At 44.1% G+C, this 18740-nt stretch carries 21 protein-coding genes; 14 read left to right on the top strand and 7 right to left on the bottom strand.

Translation table 11 applies throughout. The annotated features are described in order from the left end of the window. Window positions 1-40: 40 nt before the first annotated feature. Window positions 41-610, top strand: coding sequence for a nicotinate (nicotinamide) nucleotide adenylyltransferase (gene nadD / locus AB4Z08_RS33405; protein ID WP_441578135.1), 570 nt, complete (start codon window positions 41-43; stop codon window positions 608-610). Here the strand turns inward: nadD and AB4Z08_RS33400 are convergent. Beyond that, a complete protein-coding gene (locus AB4Z08_RS33400; protein ID WP_441578134.1) occupies window positions 607-1665 on the bottom strand; it encodes an AI-2E family transporter in 1059 nt (352 codons plus the stop codon). The two genes, nadD and AB4Z08_RS33400, sit on opposite strands and share 4 nt — an antisense overlap. A 215-nt stretch (window positions 1666-1880) precedes the next feature. On the opposite strand from AB4Z08_RS33400, the gene AB4Z08_RS33395 reads away from it, so the two are divergent. Genes AB4Z08_RS33395 through AB4Z08_RS33385 form a run of 3 tightly spaced genes read left to right on the top strand, consistent with a single transcriptional unit; the run spans window position 1881 to window position 2933 of the window. After that, a complete protein-coding gene (locus tag AB4Z08_RS33395) occupies window positions 1881-2075 on the top strand; it encodes a YtxH domain-containing protein (RefSeq protein WP_166649869.1) in 195 nt (64 codons plus the stop codon). A gap of 25 nt (window positions 2076-2100) precedes the next feature. Beyond that, entirely contained in the window at window positions 2101-2565 is a 465-nt protein-coding gene (locus AB4Z08_RS33390; protein WP_441578133.1) for a hypothetical protein, read from the top strand. A gap of 20 nt (window positions 2566-2585) precedes the next feature. After that, window positions 2586-2933 (top strand): hypothetical protein, encoded by a 348-nt coding sequence (locus AB4Z08_RS33385; protein WP_441578132.1) that lies wholly within the window; start codon window positions 2586-2588, stop codon window positions 2931-2933. A 1-nt stretch (window position 2934) separates the two neighbouring features. On the opposite strand, the gene AB4Z08_RS33380 is transcribed toward AB4Z08_RS33385, so the two are convergent. From AB4Z08_RS33380 to AB4Z08_RS33370, 3 genes are all read right to left on the bottom strand, one after another. Then, entirely contained in the window at window positions 2935-4584 is a 1650-nt protein-coding gene (locus tag AB4Z08_RS33380; RefSeq protein WP_441578131.1) for a M56 family metallopeptidase, read from the bottom strand. A 5-nt stretch (window positions 4585-4589) separates the two neighbouring features. Then, window positions 4590-4952: a BlaI/MecI/CopY family transcriptional regulator gene (locus AB4Z08_RS33375; protein WP_441578130.1), complete on the bottom strand. Its 363-nt coding sequence runs from the start codon at window positions 4950-4952 to the stop codon at window positions 4590-4592. A 111-nt stretch (window positions 4953-5063) separates the two neighbouring features. After that, the gene (locus AB4Z08_RS33370) at window positions 5064-6089 is read right to left on the bottom strand and encodes an SPASM domain-containing protein (RefSeq protein ID WP_441578129.1); all 1026 of its coding nucleotides are present in this window, start codon (window positions 6087-6089) and stop codon (window positions 5064-5066) included. A gap of 130 nt (window positions 6090-6219) precedes the next feature. Between AB4Z08_RS33370 and AB4Z08_RS33365 the strand changes: the two genes are divergently transcribed. Together AB4Z08_RS33365 and AB4Z08_RS33360 are read left to right on the top strand one after the other, a co-directional pair. Further along, a complete protein-coding gene (locus tag AB4Z08_RS33365) occupies window positions 6220-6960 on the top strand; it encodes a glycoside hydrolase family 25 protein (RefSeq protein ID WP_441578128.1) in 741 nt (246 codons plus the stop codon). 18 nt (window positions 6961-6978) lie between these two features. Next, window positions 6979-7269 (top strand): hypothetical protein, encoded by a 291-nt coding sequence (locus AB4Z08_RS33360; RefSeq protein ID WP_441578127.1) that lies wholly within the window; start codon window positions 6979-6981, stop codon window positions 7267-7269. On the opposite strand, the gene AB4Z08_RS33355 is transcribed toward AB4Z08_RS33360, so the two are convergent. Further along, the gene (locus AB4Z08_RS33355; protein ID WP_441578126.1) at window positions 7270-7815 is read right to left on the bottom strand and encodes a CAP domain-containing protein; all 546 of its coding nucleotides are present in this window, start codon (window positions 7813-7815) and stop codon (window positions 7270-7272) included. Between the two features lie 480 nt (window positions 7816-8295). After that, window positions 8296-8733, bottom strand: a complete 438-nt coding sequence (locus AB4Z08_RS33350) for a YybH family protein (RefSeq protein WP_441578125.1) — start codon at window positions 8731-8733, stop codon at window positions 8296-8298. Between the two features lie 118 nt (window positions 8734-8851). Here AB4Z08_RS33350 and AB4Z08_RS33345 point away from each other — a divergent pair, with 118 nt between their 5' ends. The 4 genes from AB4Z08_RS33345 to rmuC all read left to right on the top strand — a co-directional run bounded on the left by AB4Z08_RS33345 (window position 8852) and on the right by rmuC (window position 13617). After that, window positions 8852-10042 (top strand): DegT/DnrJ/EryC1/StrS family aminotransferase, encoded by a 1191-nt coding sequence (locus AB4Z08_RS33345; protein WP_441578124.1) that lies wholly within the window; start codon window positions 8852-8854, stop codon window positions 10040-10042. A gap of 72 nt (window positions 10043-10114) precedes the next feature. Further along, window positions 10115-10840, top strand: a complete 726-nt coding sequence (gene kdsB, locus AB4Z08_RS33340) for a 3-deoxy-manno-octulosonate cytidylyltransferase (RefSeq protein ID WP_441578123.1) — start codon at window positions 10115-10117, stop codon at window positions 10838-10840. 20 nt (window positions 10841-10860) lie between these two features. Then, a complete protein-coding gene (locus AB4Z08_RS33335) occupies window positions 10861-11937 on the top strand; it encodes an iron-containing alcohol dehydrogenase family protein (RefSeq protein ID WP_441578122.1) in 1077 nt (358 codons plus the stop codon). A 126-nt stretch (window positions 11938-12063) separates the two neighbouring features. After that, a complete protein-coding gene (rmuC, locus tag AB4Z08_RS33330; protein ID WP_441578121.1) occupies window positions 12064-13617 on the top strand; it encodes a DNA recombination protein RmuC in 1554 nt (517 codons plus the stop codon). A 125-nt stretch (window positions 13618-13742) separates the two neighbouring features. Here the strand turns inward: rmuC and AB4Z08_RS33325 are convergent, their stop codons facing one another. Then, window positions 13743-14936 (bottom strand): MFS transporter, encoded by a 1194-nt coding sequence (locus AB4Z08_RS33325; protein WP_441578120.1) that lies wholly within the window; start codon window positions 14934-14936, stop codon window positions 13743-13745. A gap of 176 nt (window positions 14937-15112) precedes the next feature. Here AB4Z08_RS33325 and AB4Z08_RS33320 point away from each other — a divergent pair, with 176 nt between their 5' ends. From AB4Z08_RS33320 to AB4Z08_RS33305, 4 genes are all read left to right on the top strand, one after another. Further along, window positions 15113-15583: a Dps family protein gene (locus tag AB4Z08_RS33320; protein ID WP_441578119.1), complete on the top strand. Its 471-nt coding sequence runs from the start codon at window positions 15113-15115 to the stop codon at window positions 15581-15583. A gap of 119 nt (window positions 15584-15702) precedes the next feature. Next, window positions 15703-16488: an NYN domain-containing protein gene (locus AB4Z08_RS33315; RefSeq protein WP_441578118.1), complete on the top strand. Its 786-nt coding sequence runs from the start codon at window positions 15703-15705 to the stop codon at window positions 16486-16488. A gap of 3 nt (window positions 16489-16491) precedes the next feature. Beyond that, window positions 16492-17034 (top strand): O-acetyl-ADP-ribose deacetylase, encoded by a 543-nt coding sequence (locus tag AB4Z08_RS33310; RefSeq protein WP_441578117.1) that lies wholly within the window; start codon window positions 16492-16494, stop codon window positions 17032-17034. A gap of 101 nt (window positions 17035-17135) precedes the next feature. Next, window positions 17136-18515, top strand: coding sequence for a TlpA family protein disulfide reductase (locus AB4Z08_RS33305; protein WP_441578116.1), 1380 nt, complete (start codon window positions 17136-17138; stop codon window positions 18513-18515). Window positions 18516-18740: the final 225 nt, after the last annotated feature.

Below are 18740 nucleotides of genomic sequence, written 5' to 3'. Positions count from 1 at the left end.
GCATTATTGATGTCGCCATTGGCAATTTATACGATGAAACATGAGAATAGGCTTGTATTTTGGGTCTTTTAATCCTATACACACGGGGCATTTGATCATTGCCAATTATGTAGCGTACAATACTGACCTTGATAAAGTATGGCTGGTGGTTTCTCCGCATAATCCGTTGAAACCCCAGTCAGCGCTGTTAAATGAGCATGACCGCTTCCACCTGGTGGAACTGGCGATTAAAGATGAGGTGCGGCTGCGCGCCAGCAATATCGAGTTCTCTTTACCCAGACCTTCTTATACTGTAGATACCCTGACTTACCTGGAGGAAAAATTCCCTACCCAGGAATTTGCTATCATTATGGGAAGTGATAGTTTTCAGAATTTGCCCCGCTGGAAGAATTTTGAACAGATTGTAAAGAACTATCCCATCTACGTATATCGTCGGCCCGGACATGAGATTACAGATACTTTCGGGGCTGAAGTGGAAATACTGGAAGCGCCCATGCTGGATATCTCGGCAACAGATATACGTAAATGGATAAAGGAAGGAAAGTCCGTACGGTTCATGGTGCCGGACAATGTTATTCATTATATCAATGAGAATAATTACTACCGTTAATGATCGGTATTTTTTGTTTCCTTCTTTTGGGCGGCCAGGTCTCTTCTTTTTACCACAAACTCGTTCCCGTAAATTTCCAGTAGCAGGATAAACATAGAGATAAGTAAGGGGCCGAAGATCAGGCCTATAAAGCCAAACAGACTAACGCCTATGATTACACCGAAAATCGTAATCAGCGGATGTACATCAGCAATTCGTTTGGCTAACAGCATACGGGCAATGTTATCGGAAGTACCGACTACGCCAAATCCATATACCAGTATCGCAATCCCCTGCCAGGTGTTGCCTACCGCCAGCAAATAAACGCCTAACGGCACATATACTGCTGCCGCACCGATCACCGGCAACATGGCCGTAAAACAGGTCACTACAAACCAGAAAAAAGGCTGCGGAATTCCAAAAACCAAATAGCCGATGAGGGAAATAATGCCCTGCACGATTGCAATAAGCGGAATACCGACGGCGTTCGCAATTACCAAAGTGTTGAACTCTTTACCCAGTCTTTCCACATTTTTATCTTTCAGGGGGATATATTCATACAGGTTCTCTTCCATTTTCCGGCCATTGACCAGCATAAAAAAGAGAATAAAGTACATCATCGCAATAGCCGTAAGGGTATTAAAGGTGGCTCCCAGGAAGCCCGGCAGCACTGCTGTTAAATTTTCCTGCAGTTTCTGCAACCGCTCATTGGTCATTAAACTGAAGCCCAGGCTCTCTTCCAGTCTGGCATTGGTTTGTTTAAGACTGTTGATTAGCTCTGTAGAATGATTGGCAGCATAGGCTATTTTAGCCGTGAGCATGTTAATCAGCATACCCACAGGCAGCAGGATGATAAGGAAGGAGAGCACCATCATCAGTGTGGCAGCAAGACTTTTATTCCATTTCCGTTGTTCTGTTAGTCTGAACATCCATTTCCGGCAAATGACGTAGAGGGTTACTGCGCCAAGAAAGCCGGGGAAAAAGGTAAACATCTCCATAAAAAGGAGAATGCCCAGGAACAGGATAAGGAGTAGAAAACCAATTTGTTTAAGACGGTCGTTGTCAAGATAGCTCATAGTACATAATATCGTGTAATTATCTGGTATGTCAAAAAGCAGACCGGTTGGGTGCTGTGAAGCTTTTATGACCAGTAAACAAAATTACGCAGTGCTTGTTCTTAAAGCGGAGGTTTAACATTTTAGATTGTGTAACTTCCATTTATGGAATAATGTTTGTTGAATCGCTAGTACGAAAAGAAAACCTAATTTATAACATCTTTAAAACCTTAGTTATGAGTACAAGTTCCAAAGCCGTTGTTTCATTTATTGTAGGTGCAGCCGTAGGAGTTGCTGTAGGTTACTTCCTGAATTCAGATAAAAAAGATGAACTGGTAGAAAAGCTCAGAGACCAGTCTGATAAGCTGAAAGAAAAATGGAGAAAGAAAAAAGATCAATTTCAGGATGAGTTAGAGAACGAGTTGGCGTAAACCCCATTTGAATAAATTTATTTGCATGGAAGATAATTTCGGCAACTACTTTAACCAAACGGGAAAAGTAGCCAGGGAATACCTGGAAACCAGACTGGACCTGATTAAGCTCCAGGCAGCGGGAAAGTTATCGAAAGCATTGGGATTATTTTTCTCATTGACGATGGCTTTCCTGCTGTTCTTTTTCGTGATTGTGTTCCTCGGCATGGTAGTGGGCTTCTGGATCGGTGAAATGACTGGTAGTTTTACGATCGGATTTGGCTGCGCAGCAGGCTTATTTGTCTTATTATTTCTTATTATCCTGTTGTTCCGTAAGCAGCTGATACAAAGACCGCTGGCTAAACTATTGATAACAGAGCTGGTAGATGAGATTACAGATAACGATGAACAGTCCAATCATATTCATAATCAACGTACAAAGGAGCAGCGGCCTGTTGACCCGGGCTATGTTCCTGACGATGAAGCAACCGAAAACACCGCAAAGGGATAATCAATGCTAAACGTTTACACATGCGTAAGAAAATAAACAGCTTCGAAACACTGGAGTTGGAAATTGCCCGTTTAAAAATGCGCTCCCGGGAACTCGAAAATGAAATGGGCAACCGGGTTGATTATTTTAAGGACAACTATAAAAAGATGGCCCTGAATGCTGTCATCCCCGGTAGCGCAAGACATAGCGGTGCCCTCAACATAGCCATGAATGTGGCTAAGATGGCCTGGGGAAGTGGTAAAGTAAAGAATTTTGCTACCGGGGCGTTAATGACAGCACTGGAATTTATTGGTGTTCAACTGGGCATCAACCTGTTTAATAAGGTCACTAAATCCAGGAAAAAGAAGAAAGAACCTGTGGCAGAATAGGTTATTTTTTACCGTAGCCGACAATAATCACATCTGAATTTTCGTCTTCACGTCCCTTGAGTTCTTTCTCAGGGGTATCTACCATTAAGCGAAATGATGCACGAAAGCTAACAGTCACTATCTTACCTGCGGGATCCGGTTTGAAGGAAGGAAGTAAACCAACCACCCGCTTCACTTCTTCTCCCATTATCTTATCTGGAGTTGATACAACTTCTATATCTGTGATGGCCCCACTGGGTTGTATTTTATATTGCACCAATACACCACCCACCTTGTTATTTTCCTGAGCTGCTCTTGGATAGCGCGTATTCTTCGCGAATGTTTTTGCGTACGCTTCCCGCCCACCTGGAAAGCGATTCAGAAAGGTAGAATCAGTAGTCACACCTTTCAGGTTGCCATTGCTTTCTGTTATCGCCAGTTGGATCAGGCTTTTTGGGAAATTTCCGCCGGCTATTTCTCCAATGCCACTTTCTTTTTCGCCAAAGTAGAAGAAGAAGGTCTTTATTGGGCCATCTTCCAATGTTTCTCCCAGCGTATTACCCCTTCTATCTACTGCTACAAACCGGATGTTGATAATTTCACCGGCTGCATTGCGTTTCAGTACAGGCACAGTAGCTGTAATTCCTTTTTCTGCCAATACATTTTTCATGTCCGCCAGATCATCATCGGAAGTTAAACGTGTTACCATGCCATACAATACCCCCTTTTCAGTAACCAGGTATTTTTGAGTGCCTGAGTCCTGTGATGTAATGGGTGATGTAGCGGATAAAAGGCCGGCGGTGAGGCCAAGCACGGGCAGTAGCATCAGGTACCGCCAGGCGCGTAAACGGGGAGATTGGGTTTTGTTCATCATAAGTATTCTGTTTTTAATGAATGATTTACTGAAGTGATTTACAATAGCAACGGGACTGCGCGACGTACCGATCTTTATTAAACTGTACTGGTAGGCGGAAGGAGTATTGAAAGTCTGTACGGCGGCTTCATCTGCCAGAAATTCCAGGTTTAGCTGCAGGGCTCTTTTGCACATCCAGGCAAACGGATTAATCCAGCATAGGCAACAGTAGAACGCCGACAGCAGCATATCTGCAGAGTGATATTGCTCCACATGTGCTTCCTCGTGACGGAGTATATGCTGTAACTCCGTAGGTTCGTGCGCGTTAGGGTCAAAAAAGACGGTTCGCAGAAAAGAGAAAGGAGCTGAAATACCGCTTATTTGTACATAACGGATATTGTTTTGTGTATAGCTGTCACCTGTTTTAGCGAGGCGATTGATTTTTACCAGTTGCAGTACATGTACGAGTAACAAAAGAATAGCTACTCCTATATATACTGACAACAACAGGGGCACAACATATTGTATAATTGGATTCCACCAATGCTGTACAATGGTAACTTCGCCTGTTTGCGTAGCTGCGTGTACGTTATTGTTAAAATACACCATTGCGGAAGCCCCTTCCGCTACCTGCGTTGTTTTCCATTGCAGGGCGGGAACCGGCAACAGTGGCAGCAGGGCAGAGCCCACAAAAGCACTGAGCAGCAGGATCCTGTTGTACTGGTAAAAGGTTTCTTTCTTAAAGCATATAATATAAAGGAGATAGAAAAGGGCCATGGATCCTGATGCTTGCAGGATATATAAAAACAAGGTAGGCATACACGTTATTTTTTATCTTTCTCAATCATCTTTACGAGTTCCTTCATTTCATCCGGACCCATTTTTTCTTCCCTGGCGAAATAGGCCAGCATGTTGAGATAGGAGTTATCGAAAAAAGTGTTGAGCACCTTTTTCATAAAAGTATCCTTATAGCTTTCTTTACCGATGGTGGGATAGTACTCGTAGGAGCCACCATATTCATGATGGGCGAGATACCCTTTTTCTTCCAGGCGCTTCATTAGCGTGGCAATGGTGTTGTAATGCGGTTTGGGATCGGGGAGATGTTCTATTGCATCTTTTACAAAAGCTTTTTCCAGGTCCCATATTACCTGCATCAACTCTTCTTCTTTACGGGATAGTTTTTTCATAACACTAATCTAGTACTATTTTTGTAGTTTAAAAACTATTTTTGTAGTAAATAAACTATAAACGTAGTAATAGATTGAATATCAATCAGAAAAAATATTTATGACAGTGAATTATCCCCAGACTTTGGTGCCTTCACTGCAATTAGCGCAGATATCTATGTTTTTGCGGGTTTCGAGAATCTGACTACGGAAACGGATATACTCTTTATTATGCCATAGTTCCTTGAAGGATTCTTTTTTCAGGTCTCCCAGCCGGTGTTGTGCGTCTTTGTCAAAGCAACAGGGAACAACGAGGCCGTCCCAGGTAACAACGGGTGAATGCCACAGGCGCCAGCAGTGATTGCTTAGCTTGTTTTTAATAGCGTATGTGCCGTCTTCGTTACGATGGTAGCGGGAGTATTTATCGATGGTAGGAATTAAGCGGTTACCTTCTTCATAATCATATACCTGGGCGGTTTTAAACCGCACCTGATCTACGCCTATTTCTTTGGCCAGTCGTTTAATATCTTCTATCTGGTGTTCGTTGGGCTTTACTACCAGGAATTGGAAGAATACAAATGGCTTGGAGGAATTCAGTTCTTTTTTCCACTTCACAATATTTTTAGCACCCTGAATCACCTTATCGAGGTGGCCACCTACCCGATACTGCGTGTATACGTCCTGGGTAGTACCATCAATAGAGATGATCAGTCTATCCAGGCCGCTTTCTACGGTCTTTTTAGCATTGGCATCTGTGAGGTAATGGGCATTGGTGGAAGTAGCGGTATAAATGCCTTTGTCTGCCGCATATTTTACCATATCCAGAAAGCCGGTGTTGAGGTAAGGTTCTCCCTGAAAATAAAAGATCAGGTACAACAGCTCTTTGGAAATTTCATCAATTGTTTTCCGGAAAAAATCCTGTTCCAGCATGCCGGTAGGGCGGGTAAATGCTCTGAGTCCACTGGGACATTCGGGGCAGCGAAGATTGCAGGACGTAGTCGGTTCAAAAGAGATGGATATAGGATATCCCCACTGAACGGGCTTGTTAGTCCATTTGCTCATGAAATAGCTTCCCAGTACTTTACCGGCGTTAATACCGCGGCGCAGTGTGAATTTGGAAAACAAATTAAGGGTATCCTTCAGGTTAAAATCGGGCATAAAAAATCACTTGACCTTTGTAAAAGTAGCCCCTTTAAACAAATTATAGCCTATACTTGCTGAAAAAATAGGGCTGTCGGCATTTATTACAGTCACCTTACCCAATTACCCTGCAACTAACTGAAGCAAAGTGAAAAGCATCTGGATCAGATTATTATTAGTAGTAGTGGCCGTACTGGCTTACTTATGGTGGAAAGAGCGTGACAAGGGCATAACCTTTGTGAGGTACGAAGAATTTGGAATCGATATGCCGGTGAATTACAAAATTCATGGTATCGATGTATCTAAATTTCAGAAAGAGATTAACTGGCAGGCAGTAAAACAGATGCAGGTTGATAAGATTCGTATATCCTTTGCCTTTATAAAAGCTACTGAAGGAATTACCCGGCAGGATGCCTCCTTCAGGCAAAACTGGGACAGAGCGGGCAAGGCCGGATTGATAAGGGGGGCTTACCATTTTTTTTATGCCACCCGCGATCCATTGAAACAAGCGATTAACTTTCATAATGTAGCGGACCTGCAATCAGGAGATCTGCCACCAGTACTGGATATAGAAACCAGTAATAATCAACCAGCGGCTGTTATCCGTAGCACCGCAAAAATCTGGCTGGAGGAAATGGAAAAAGTATATAAAGTAAAGCCGATCATTTATACCAATATCCACTTCTACGAAACATATCTTGGCAATGAATTTGACAGCTACCCGCTATGGATTGCACACTATTACCAGAAGGAACGGCCCCGTTCAGACAGGGCCTGGATGTTCTGGCAGCACAGTGATATTGGCAGGGTAAACGGTATCCGTACCACCGTAGATTTTAATGTATTTAAGGGAGATAGTGTTGCACTTGCCAAACTGTGCATACCTTAGTAACGCATATCATTCACTATGGCAGAACAACCAGCAACACCAGGGAACCCGGAAGTACCGGAACCGGAAGATCCTAATAAGATGGATTATGAGTTGTTTCATTTCCTCATAAAAATCATGCGTACGATCTTTATTGGGTTTTTCTGGATGATGATCAACGTATTCTTTGGCCTGTACCTGGGCTTTGCTGTGCCGGAGGAATCTACCCCCGGCAGGATGATTTTTTTCTATTCCTGGTTTGGGATTACACTCGTTGCCTATATCTACTATATATGGCGTGCATGGCGCAAGAAAATGAGTGCGCCGTGATTATTGAGCAAAACTTCTTTTGCCAAGTTCCATTGTCCAGTTATTCATGTAAAGACCCACACCTATTTCTGTGAAAGCAGGATCCATCATGTTATGACAGTGCTTGGGGCTATTCAGCCAGCCCAGTAGCACAGCTTGTTCGTCCATACTGCCGGCAGCGATATTTTCACCATAATAATTCCAGTGATAACCGGYAGCATCCAGTCTGGCGCCCGGCGTGGAGCCATTGGGGGAGTTGTGATCAAAGTATTTATTGATCGCCATGTCTTTGCTATGATCGTAGGCCGCCTTTTCCAATAAACCATTCCAGATAACAGCACCTACCGGTGGCATCTGATCATCTCCACATTTGCAGCCATGGCTGCGTAGCCCATTTACCAGTACGAGTAACGCATTGCGGTCAACCCTGTTTTCTGGTACGATAGAAGTGTCTGCCGGCGGTGTTTTGCCAGGCTCATTGGGGGTAACACCTGCTGATTTGGTGCAACTGCAATAGCATATAACAGCCATCATTGAGATAGCAATACGGATAATTTTCCCGGACATAACCAGTAATAAGTTATAGTAAATAGATACCGGGTTCTAAACAGGACTTGGATTAAAACTAAATTGGCTTTAGGAGGAACTTGATTAAAACTACTCTTGGTTGCTCAGAGGTTATGGGTTAAAACATTAACGAGGCTCCAAAGATAGGGCGTAGATATGAGAAATTCATTATAGCTTTTGTAAATCTAATGTTAATCACAACTGCTATATTTCCGCAGGGCGCCGTTGTGTTTCTTTCCCACTGTGAATCAGGCATTTGGGGAAAGGATACCCCGGACGGAGTTCGCTAAACACCTTAAAATGGCCGTTTCCGGGGTGGAATAGTCTTTGCAATTCCTTTCATGTAATGAGCAAAAAACTGGAAGCATTGAACATATTACCGTGTCAGATGAAAATCCTACTTCTTTAAACTAAAGGAGTTTCAATACTTCTTTAATGTTGTGGTGTATATTGGCCATCCTATTCCTGGGATGGTTTTTTTTAGCTGCTATGATCTGCGATAATTTTCCATTCTCCCTGAATTTTCTTTAGCACCAGGCTGAAATGCCCTTCGAGGTCACCAATGGTTCTTTGCAGGTGCCATTTGCCAATCAACAGATATAGGCCAGCGGCCAGGGGCTTGAATTCCAGGAGTTTAAAATCCAGCGTACCCATGGTAGTGGCATCCGGATAAGTTTTCTTGTAGCGATCCAGCGTGGCCTGCCAGCCATAGGTAACTCCGTTTTTACCAATAAACAGTAAGGAGTCGGAATGCCAGTAGGTTTGCATAAAGCCGTTGATATCCCCTTTATTCCAGGCAGTTGTTTGCGCTGTCATGAGCGCAGTAATTTTTTGCTGATCGCCTTGTTGGGCCTTCAGGGCCTGCGCCGGCAGTAGTGCCAGAGATCCCAATAGTGTAAGGAACAGAATAAAACGCATGTTAAATTTTTAGCAAAAGATAAACAGTTTTTCCGATGTAACGCAACTCTGATTATAGTAACTTTGCAGCATTATTTTTAGCACATCACTTACAATTATATTTAAAAATCAACAGTTTATGCCCGGATATGAACTATTTGGAGCCGAGGAAAGGAAAGAAGTAAACGACGTACTGGAAACCGGTATCATGATGCGTTACGGATTTGATGGTCCGCGTAAAGGCATCTGGAAAGCAAAAGAGCTGGAACAGGCCATTTGCGATAAACTGAATGTACAGTATACCCAGCTTGCTTCCAGTGGTACTGCCGCATTAACCACGGCGATGGCTGCGCTCGGACTGGGTGCCGGTGATGAAATTATCATGCCCACCTTTACATTCGTTGCCAGTTTTGAATCTGTATTTTCTGTAGGTGCCATACCTGTGCTGGTAGATGTGGATGATACCCTTACGCTGGATCCCAAAGCAGTAGAAGCTGCCATCACCCCACGTACCAAAGCAGTTATGCCGGTGCATATGTGTGGTGCTATGGCTGACCTGGACGCATTGCAGGCTATCTGTAAAAAGCATCACCTCTTCCTGCTGGAAGATGCGTGTCAGTCTTTCGGAGCCTCTTACAAAGGAAAAGCATTAGGTTCTATTGGTGATGCCGGTACGTTCTCTTTTGACTTTGTAAAAACCATTACCTGCGCAGAAGGTGGTGCTATCATTACCAATAATAAAGATATTTATACTAAATGTGACGGCTATACGGACCATGGTCATGATCACCTCGGTGTGGACCGCGGTGCAGACCTGCATCCATTTATCGGATACAACTATCGTATTTCCGAATTGCACGCTGCAGTGGGTTTGGCCCAGGTGCGCAAGCTGGATACCTTCCTGGCAATACAGCGTAAAACCAAGAAAATATTCAAAGATGCACTGGCTACGGTGCCGGGTGTAACTTTCCGCCGTTTACCGGATGAAGCCGGCGACAGTGCAACGTTCCTGTCGTTCTTCCTGCCGGAAACTGCCCAGGCTGCGAAAGCTGCTGCTGCTATGAAGGCTGCTGGTTTAGCTGCTTTTCATTACTATGAAAACAACTGGCACTACATCCGTCAATGGCAGCATTTTAAAGAGGGCGGTGTGTTAACTCCTTTTGCAAAAGAGCTGAAACAGGCCATGGAAGTCTATAAAACAAAAGAATTCCCGGCTTCAGATCTGATCATTGGCAGAAACATTTCCACCCCAATTAACCTGGGCTGGAGTGACGCTGAAATTCAGGAAAGAGCTGAAAAGCTGGTGAAGGCTGTTAAGAGCGCATTATAAAGTTTCCGGCAAAGGCGCGGAGTGGCCATCATTACAAACCACTTCACGCCTTTGCAGATAAAATAAGATGGCATGAGAAAAATTGCGTTGATACCTGCCCGTTATGGAGCATCCCGTTTTCCAGGTAAGATGATGGCAAAACTGGGTGATAAAACAGTGATTCTGCGTACGTATGAATCGGCTGTAAAAACCGGGGTATTTGATGATGTGATGGTGGTGACAGACAGTGACCTGATCTACGATGAAATTGTAAATAATGGTGGTAAAGCAGTCATGAGCAAAAGAGAACATGAATGCGGAACTGATCGTATAGCCGAAGCCGTTGTAGACATGGACGTAGATATTGTCGTGAATGTTCAGGGAGATGAACCATTTACACAAAAAGACCCGCTGGAAAAACTACTGAAGGTATTTGAAGGGGAGGAAGGGAAGAAAGTGCAGGTAGCATCGCTGATGCAGGAACTGAAAGACCAGGCCTCCATTGAAGATCCCAACTACGTGAAAGTGGCGGTAGACAAGAACTCCAATGCATTATTCTTTTCCCGCTCTGTTATTCCTTATCCACGCAATAAAGAAATTAAATCTGTATACTACGAGCATATCGGCATCTATGCTTTCCGTAAACAAACGTTGCTGGACTTTACACAAATGCCGGTAACACCGTTGGAAGCAGCAGAGAAAATTGAGTGTTTGCGTTACCTGGAGAATGGTATCCCCATGAAAATGGTGGTAACCTCCTACATGGGCGTGGAAATCGATACACCAGAGGACCTGGAGAAGGCATCAAAACTTTTATAACATCTAACTAACAGGGATATATGAAATTCAGGAATTTTAAAATGGTGGACTACGTAGTTTACGGCAGCGGATGTTTTGATCAGCTGGGCGAAATACTGGCCCCCAGGCGCGTAGGTGATGCTCCCATGATATTTTTCGTGGATGAGTATTTCCAGGATAAAAAGGAATTTTTGGCCCGGGTACCTTTGCAGGGAAAGGACAAAATAGTAGTGATTGACGTTACCGATGAGCCTAAAACCAAAACGGTAGACAAAATCCGTGATGAGCTGCAGGCTGAATTTGGTACTGTATCCGGTATCATTGGTATTGGCGGCGGATCTGTAATGGATATGGCCAAAGCCGTAGCGTTGATGATGACCAACGTAGGGTCTTCTGCCGACTATCAGGGCTGGGACCTGGTAAAGGTAGCGGGTGTGTATAAAGTAGGTATTCCTACTATTTCCGGTACAGGTGCAGAAGTAAGCCGTACCTGTGTGTTAACCGGTCCTACCCGTAAACTGGGTATGAACTCCGATTTCACTCCTTTTGACCAGATCGTGCTGGATCCTTCATTGACTAAAACAGTGGAGCCTAACCAGCGTTTTTATACCGCCATGGACTGCTTTATTCACTGTGTAGAATCATTGCAGGGTACTTATCTGAATGCGTTCAGTCAGTCCTATGGGGAAAAAGCACAGGAGTTGTGTGAAGAAATTTTTCTGCAGAAGGAAAACTGGGATGACGACGCAGATGAGAAACTGATGATGGCGTCTTATGCCGGCGGCATGAGCATTGCTTATTCCCAGGTGGGTGTGGCACATGCGGTAAGTTATGGATTAGCTTACCTGCTGGGTACCAAACATGGTATCGGTAACTGTATTGTGTTTGACAAGCTGGAGGAGTTTTATCCGGAAGGCGTGGCCAAGTTCAAGGAGATGGTGAAAAAGCATAACATTGAAATACCACAGGGGATTACCAAAGGACTTACCGATGAGCAGTTTGATATTATGATCAACGTATCACTGGGCATGGCGCCGTTATGGGAAAATGCGCTGGGTAAAGACTGGAAGGAGATCATGACCCGCGAAAGACTGCGTAAGCTGTACGAGCGTTTATAGTCTCTTTAGCTATTATACTGATTTTATTTTGATATAGAAATTAGCGGAGATAGACGGGTAGATAATACCTGTTTGTCTCCGCTAATTTTTTACAACGCAAATTCAGTGCGTAGAAAAAAGTTATTATTGCTTAGGGAGAAGATTATCATGCTGATACTATTGATTATTTCGGGAATAGGCATTCTTGTGCTGGGTTATTGCCTGTTCACTGCGAAACAGCAACAGAAGGCACAGGAGGCCATACAGGAGCAGCAATTGCAGCAGCTCAGCGCGGTCCAGGCGAGTTATGCATCATTACAAACGGGCTATACTGCGCAGCAGGAGAAGTATCACCTGTTGGAAGCCAAGCAGGAGTACCTGCAAAATATGCTGGATGATAAGGCCATGCTGGTGAAGGAGAAGCAGCAGCAACTGGAACGGATAAACGAAGAATTCTCGGTATTGATGTCTGAGCAGGGGCGGATGATGGAGCAGAATAAATACCTGCAGCAACAGCTGATGGGGGAAAAGGAAAGACTGCAGCAGGTACAGGAGGACTTTAAAGTTCAGTTTGAAAATATTGCCCAGCAACTATTACAACGCATCTCCGGTACGTTCATGGAACAGAACAAGGTGAAAATGGATGATGTGCTGAAACCATTGTCAGAGAAGATCGATAACTTCCGCAGCAGTGTACAACAATCACTGGTGGCGGAAACCGCTCAACGTACAGAGTTGAAAAATGAACTGCAACGCCTTTTGCTCCTCAATCAAACTCTGTCGAAAGAAGCAAATAACCTTACCAACGCCCTGAAAGCAGATACCAAGAAACAGGGTAACTGGGGAGAAATGATATTGGAAAGAGTACTGGAAGCATCGGGCCTGGAGAAAGGAGTACATTACTTTACCCAGGATGCGCAACGGGACGAAACAGGACAGCTGAGAAAACCAGACCTGGTATTACAGCTTCCGGAAAACCGGCAGCTGGTAATAGATTCCAAAGTGTCACTGAAAGCCTACGAACAATATTGCAGCGCCGTTAATGAAGAGGATAAAAAGTATGCCTTGAAAATGCACCTGCAGTCGGTAAAGAACCATATCACTGAATTAAGCGCCAAAGCATATCATACGCTGTATAAAAATACCACCGACTTTGTGATGCTGTTTATCCCCATTGAGCCAGCATATGCATTGGCGATTATGCAGCAGGAGGAAGATCTGTACGATTTTGCTTTCCGTAAAAGGATCATACTGGTAAGCGTACCTTCTTTACTGGCCACCCTCCGTGTGATTGATAACATGTGGCGACTGGATAAACAGAATAAGAATGCAGAAGAAATTGTACGGCAGGGGAGTGCCCTCTATGATAAATTCGTTGGCTTCGCAGAAGATATGGGCATGATTGGTGCACACCTGAAACGTAGCCAGAATACATATGACGATGCCATGAACAAGCTGACATCCGGCAATGGTAATCTCATCGGCCGGGCTGAGAAAATGCGCAAGCTGGGCCTTGATAATAAGAAAGTATTGCCTAAAGAAATGACTGCGGATTTATTGTTGCCGGAAGAAGAGCGAATAACAGGTATTCCTGCTGACTTAATGTCGGAAGATGAAGTCGTTCCGGATGCTCCGATAGCGCTCAATGGACAGCAAACTGCTGTAACGGAAAGCGCTGAACCAGGAGAGGAAACAGAATAGCAGGCGATAAATGGCACATTGACGCTGAAGCAGGAGCAGAGAAGGCAAAATCCACAAACGGCCGGCATCAAAAAAGGACTGCTTTTTAAGGCAACCAAAGAAATTAAAGTACCGGATGGAAGTTGCTATAACTCCTGCATCATCGAATGTTTCACCTGTTTAGGCTTGTATATGAAACTAAGATACAAAGTAGCCAGCAATGTGATACCTGCAATGACATAAAACGTAAGCGGGAAATTAGTAGACTGGTTGCTATAAATAAATGCAGAGAAATAAGCTCCCAAGCCAATACCCGCTTCCATGGCAATGTACATGCTGGCGAGTGCACGGCCCCGGTGTTCTGGTCTGCCCAGATCTACGGTCCATGCGGTAACAGCGGGAGAGTTGAGCCCTACAGAGATGCCATACACAACAGCGGCTGCCATCAGGAAGTTGGTACTACCCGCAAGTCCCATCATCAACATAGAACCGGCCATCAGAATAGCAGAAATCTTTAGTACGGGCACCCGCCCGTAACGGTCAGATACCTTGCCTGCCACCAAACGAATTCCAATGGAACTGGCCGTGAAAAAAGTATAGAATAATCCTTTATTGGATACACCCAGGAAAGCACTGAAATCAGGAATAATAGTAAGTATAGCACCATAGCTGAAATAGGTAAGGAAAGTAATGATCACCGGCGACCATACCAGCGGCTCAAAAATTTCATTGGCAGATATCTTCAGCAATGAAAAACGGAAAGGTTGTTTATTAACCAGCGTTTCTTTCATCCCTATCAGTATCACGACAGACAACAATGCAAATACGGCAGATAGCTGGAACATGATGTTAATATTCCATCGTACTGCCACATAGCCACCAATGGCAGGTCCCATGGCCATTCCAATAGTGCTGAACAAACCCACCATGCCCATGGCTTCCCCACGCCGGTTTACCGGCACCATATCAGACACATAGGCAGATGTACCGGTAGGTTTAAACCCGGTGGAAAATCCATGAAAGAATCTTAACAACAGGAAAGCCCCTACGGAACTGATGATTGGATACATCAGGCTGCAAACCACACAAACCAGCGACCCGAAAATCATGACAGGCACACGTCCTATTGTATCTGTAAGCTTGCCGCTGAATGGCCGGGATAGCCCCGCCATTAAAGTAAACAAGCCGATAATATATCCTTTGTAATCCGCACCGCCCATCCGCGTAAGATAAGCCGGCAGCTCAGGGATCATCATATTGAAGCTGGCAGAAAAAAGGGCATTGCTAAGGCAAAGTAGAATAAAATGAAGACTGTAAATTCTCTCTGTCGACTGATACATGCACACAAAATTAGGAACTATGGTACAATTTTAGCAAAGTAATTGGCACCTTCAGGAAACATGAACAAAAACAGGGTAAAGCCTGTTTATATTAACCGGCTGTTAAATCGTGACATCCATCATAATAATCTATCTCCCGAAGTTGTAAATTTAAGTAACCAAAAAATTTCAATGATATGAAAATAAACATTGGTGTTTCAGCAGAAAACACAAAGCAAATAGCATTAGAATTAAATAAAGTATTGGCAGATGAACTGGTGATTTATGCTAAAACACGTAATTCTCACTGGAATATTGAAGGTGACAACTTCATGGAAATGCACAAGTTCTATGAAGACCAATATGAAGAGCTGGAAGAATATGCGGATGAAGTAGCAGAATATATCCGCTCCATCGGGCATTACGCAGAAGGCCGCTATGCAGACGTACTAAAGCTTACCAACCTGTTGGAGTCAGAGTATTCCAATAACCAGAAAAAGCAACTGCAGGAATTACTCGATGACCATGAAACCATTGTTCGTAATCTCCGCAGACTGATAGATGAATTTGATGAAAAATACAAAGACAAGGGCGCAGCCGATTTTGCAACACAAATGTTGCAGAAACATCTGAAACTGGCCTGGATGATACGTTCCTATCTCAAATAATATCTCATTCATATAAGCAACGTGTTAGCTACAGTAACAAGCTGTAACTAACACGTTTTTAGTTTTAAGTAAATGGCTACATTTGTTGTTGTCACCTCTTCATCCCAAAAACAATAACAATGGATAATACAACGAGTGACCTCCGCCTGGCGGTACTGATAGATGCAGATAACATACCTTATCATAACATAAAGGGTATGCTGGAAGAAGTAGCGAAATACGGCAACCCCACTTTTAAAAGAATTTATGGCGACTGGACCAAACCTACAGTGGTAGGCTGGAAAGGTGTGCTGCTGGACTATGCGATTACCCCCATCCAACAGTATAGCTATACCTCCGGCAAAAATGCTACGGATTCGGCGATGATCATTGACGCCATGGACATTTTATATACTGGTCGGGTAGATGGCTTTTGCCTTGTGTCCAGTGATAGCGATTTTACCAGATTAGCCACCCGGTTGCGTGAAGCAGGTATGCGGGTGTATGGTATGGGAGAACAAAAAACACCCAGCGCTTTCCGGGCTGCCTGCGATAAGTTTATTTACCTGGAAATATTACAGGTCAGAAAGAAAACGGATACAGATACGGACACCGACACCGATTCGGAAACTGAAACCGGCGGCAAACCTAAAACCAACAAAGCAAAGCGGAACAGCATCAGCAAAGCCGATAAACAATTGATCACTCTATTATCTACCAGTGTGAATGATATTGCGGATGAAGATGGATGGGCTTACCTGGGAGAGTTGGGTAACCTGCTGCTGAAGAAGCAACCGGACTTTGACGCCCGTAACTATGGCTTCAATAAACTGCTACAGTTGCTGAAGAGTTTTCCCAACTTTGAAATTGATATCCGGGAAAGCGGAAAAAAAACCGGGAAACTAGTGTATGTAAGAACCGTATAATCTATGGCATATAGGAAGATCAGGATCGTTCACGGCGATATCACTAAAATAAAAGCAGACGCCATTGTTAATGCCGCCAACTCATCACTATTGGGCGGCGGTGGTGTGGATGGTGCTATTCACAGAGCTGGCGGACCAGACATATTGGCTGATTGCAGAACCATCGTAGCTAGACAAGGTGGCTGTAAAACCGGCGAAGCCGTAATTACTACCGCCGGGCGTTTACCTGCCAAACACGTTATCCACACAGTAGGCCCGGTATGGAATAACGGGATTCACAATGAAGAAGCACTGCTGGCCAATTGCTATCGCCATTCCCTGGAGCTGGCATCCCGCCATCATTTAAAATCAGTGGCCTTTCCAAATATCAGCACGGGAATTTATCGTTTCCCTAAAGACCTCGCAGCGTTTATTGCCATGGACACCGTGGTGAAATACCTGGAATTACATCCGGAAATGGAGGAGGTAATATTTGTTTGTTTCGATGAGGAAAACCTCCGTTATACAGAACAGTACTACAATCAGCATATTCGTCCTGAAGAATAATTTTTCTGCCGTTGATGTAGAATGCTGGCTCCAGTCAATCAACCTTTTTTATATTTGTTTGAATACGTATTTCAAAACCACCAACCGTTAAAAACAAAACAATGAAATTACATCGTCTGATGCCGGTGATAGCCGCTATGGCTTTTACCAGCACCTATGCGGGGCCTGTGCCTGCATCCGCCCTCGCCGTTATCCAGGGAAAAGCAACCAACGAAAAAGTAAAGAAAATCACGCTTTATGCCGTTAAGGAAGGTCGTAAAGAAGAAGTGGCTACTGCTGCTGTGAATGAAAACCACGCTTTTGCTTTTGCCGTACCTGCGCCCAAAGAAGGTTTTTATTATGTTTCATCAACAGACACTAAAGGCCGGGATGCCCGCGTGTACCTGAAAGCAGGTGATCAGTTGCAACTGACACTTAACGGCAGCGACTACACGCTACAATCCGGATCTGCCGAAAACAAAGCATTACAACAATGGGATCAGCACCTGAAGGAAATTATGTTGCCGGCAATCAATATTGATACCGTCACCTTCGAGTCTTATTTCCCTGTGCTTGAAGCCTTTGTACCTAAAGTAGCCGGTTGGAAGAAAGCGGTGAATACGCCCAACAAAAGATTTAATGACTTGCTGAAATTCCAGATGGACGTGGATATGGAGTATGCTGCCATGTCATTTCTGCTTATGCCGCGCCCTAAGCATCCAACGGTGGAACAGCGTCCTGCTTTTTACCGGCAGATTATCCAGGACAAAAAATATGCTGATGCAAGATTGTTGCAGGATGGAGATGGTGCAAGGATTATCAGCCTTTACTCCACCTTCCATATGATAACTTTCATGCCTAAAGAAAGGCCGAAAACATCTGAGGGTCTTCAGAATCTGGTTGCCTTATTTGGTAATGATAGCATCAAAGCAGTGGCCATTACCCAAAGCCTTACAGCCTACAATACTTTTGAAAAGCTTACAGAGGCAATGGCACCTGTACAGCAATACCTGGTAACAGATCTGCAGAAGGAGCGTTACCTGGCTTATGAAAAAACCTTACGCCACTTTGCAGCAGGAGAGCCAGCCATTAACTTCTCTGGTGTGGATGTAACGGGTAATAAAGTATCTCTGCAGGACCTGAAAGGAAAAGTAGTGGTAGTAGACGTATGGGCTACCTGGTGTGGTCCCTGCAAAGAGGAAATGCCTCATCTCAGTAAGCTGGAAGAGGAAATGGAAGGCAAAAATGTGGTGTTCCTGGGCTGCTCTGTAGATGAAGCAAAAGACAAAGAAAAGTGGATAGATTTTGTGAAGAAGCAGGAAATGAAGGGTACTCAGATTTTTATGAGCGGCTGGAGCGATATCACGAAAAGCTACGATATCAAAGGAATTCCCCGTTTTATGGTATTTGACCAGAAGGGCAATATTGTAAGTGTGGATGCGCCACGTCCGTCTGAGCCGGCATTAAAGGCACTGATAGAGAAAACGCTTACGAAAGGATAAAAAGATCTGCTAGCAGCTATATAAAAGGCTTCCCGTTTAAAGGAAGCCTTTTGTTTTATAGTGCGATGTGAAAAAGCGGTGCTGTTAGAGTTTTGCGTACTTCGCCCAGGCGTAGATAAACATAGCAGCAAAAACTATAATGGCTACAGGTGCCAAGAAATGACCAATACTATCGCCAACTTTATAAAAGTTGGTGGTGTGTACTACTGTTAAAAGATTCATCAA

This window comes from Chitinophaga sp. RAB17, from assembly GCF_052114225.1.
GTDB lineage: Bacteria > Bacteroidota > Bacteroidia > Chitinophagales > Chitinophagaceae > Chitinophaga.
Note: the sequence above shows the minus strand (reverse complement) of the source record. Positions and strands in the feature narration are given on the sequence as shown.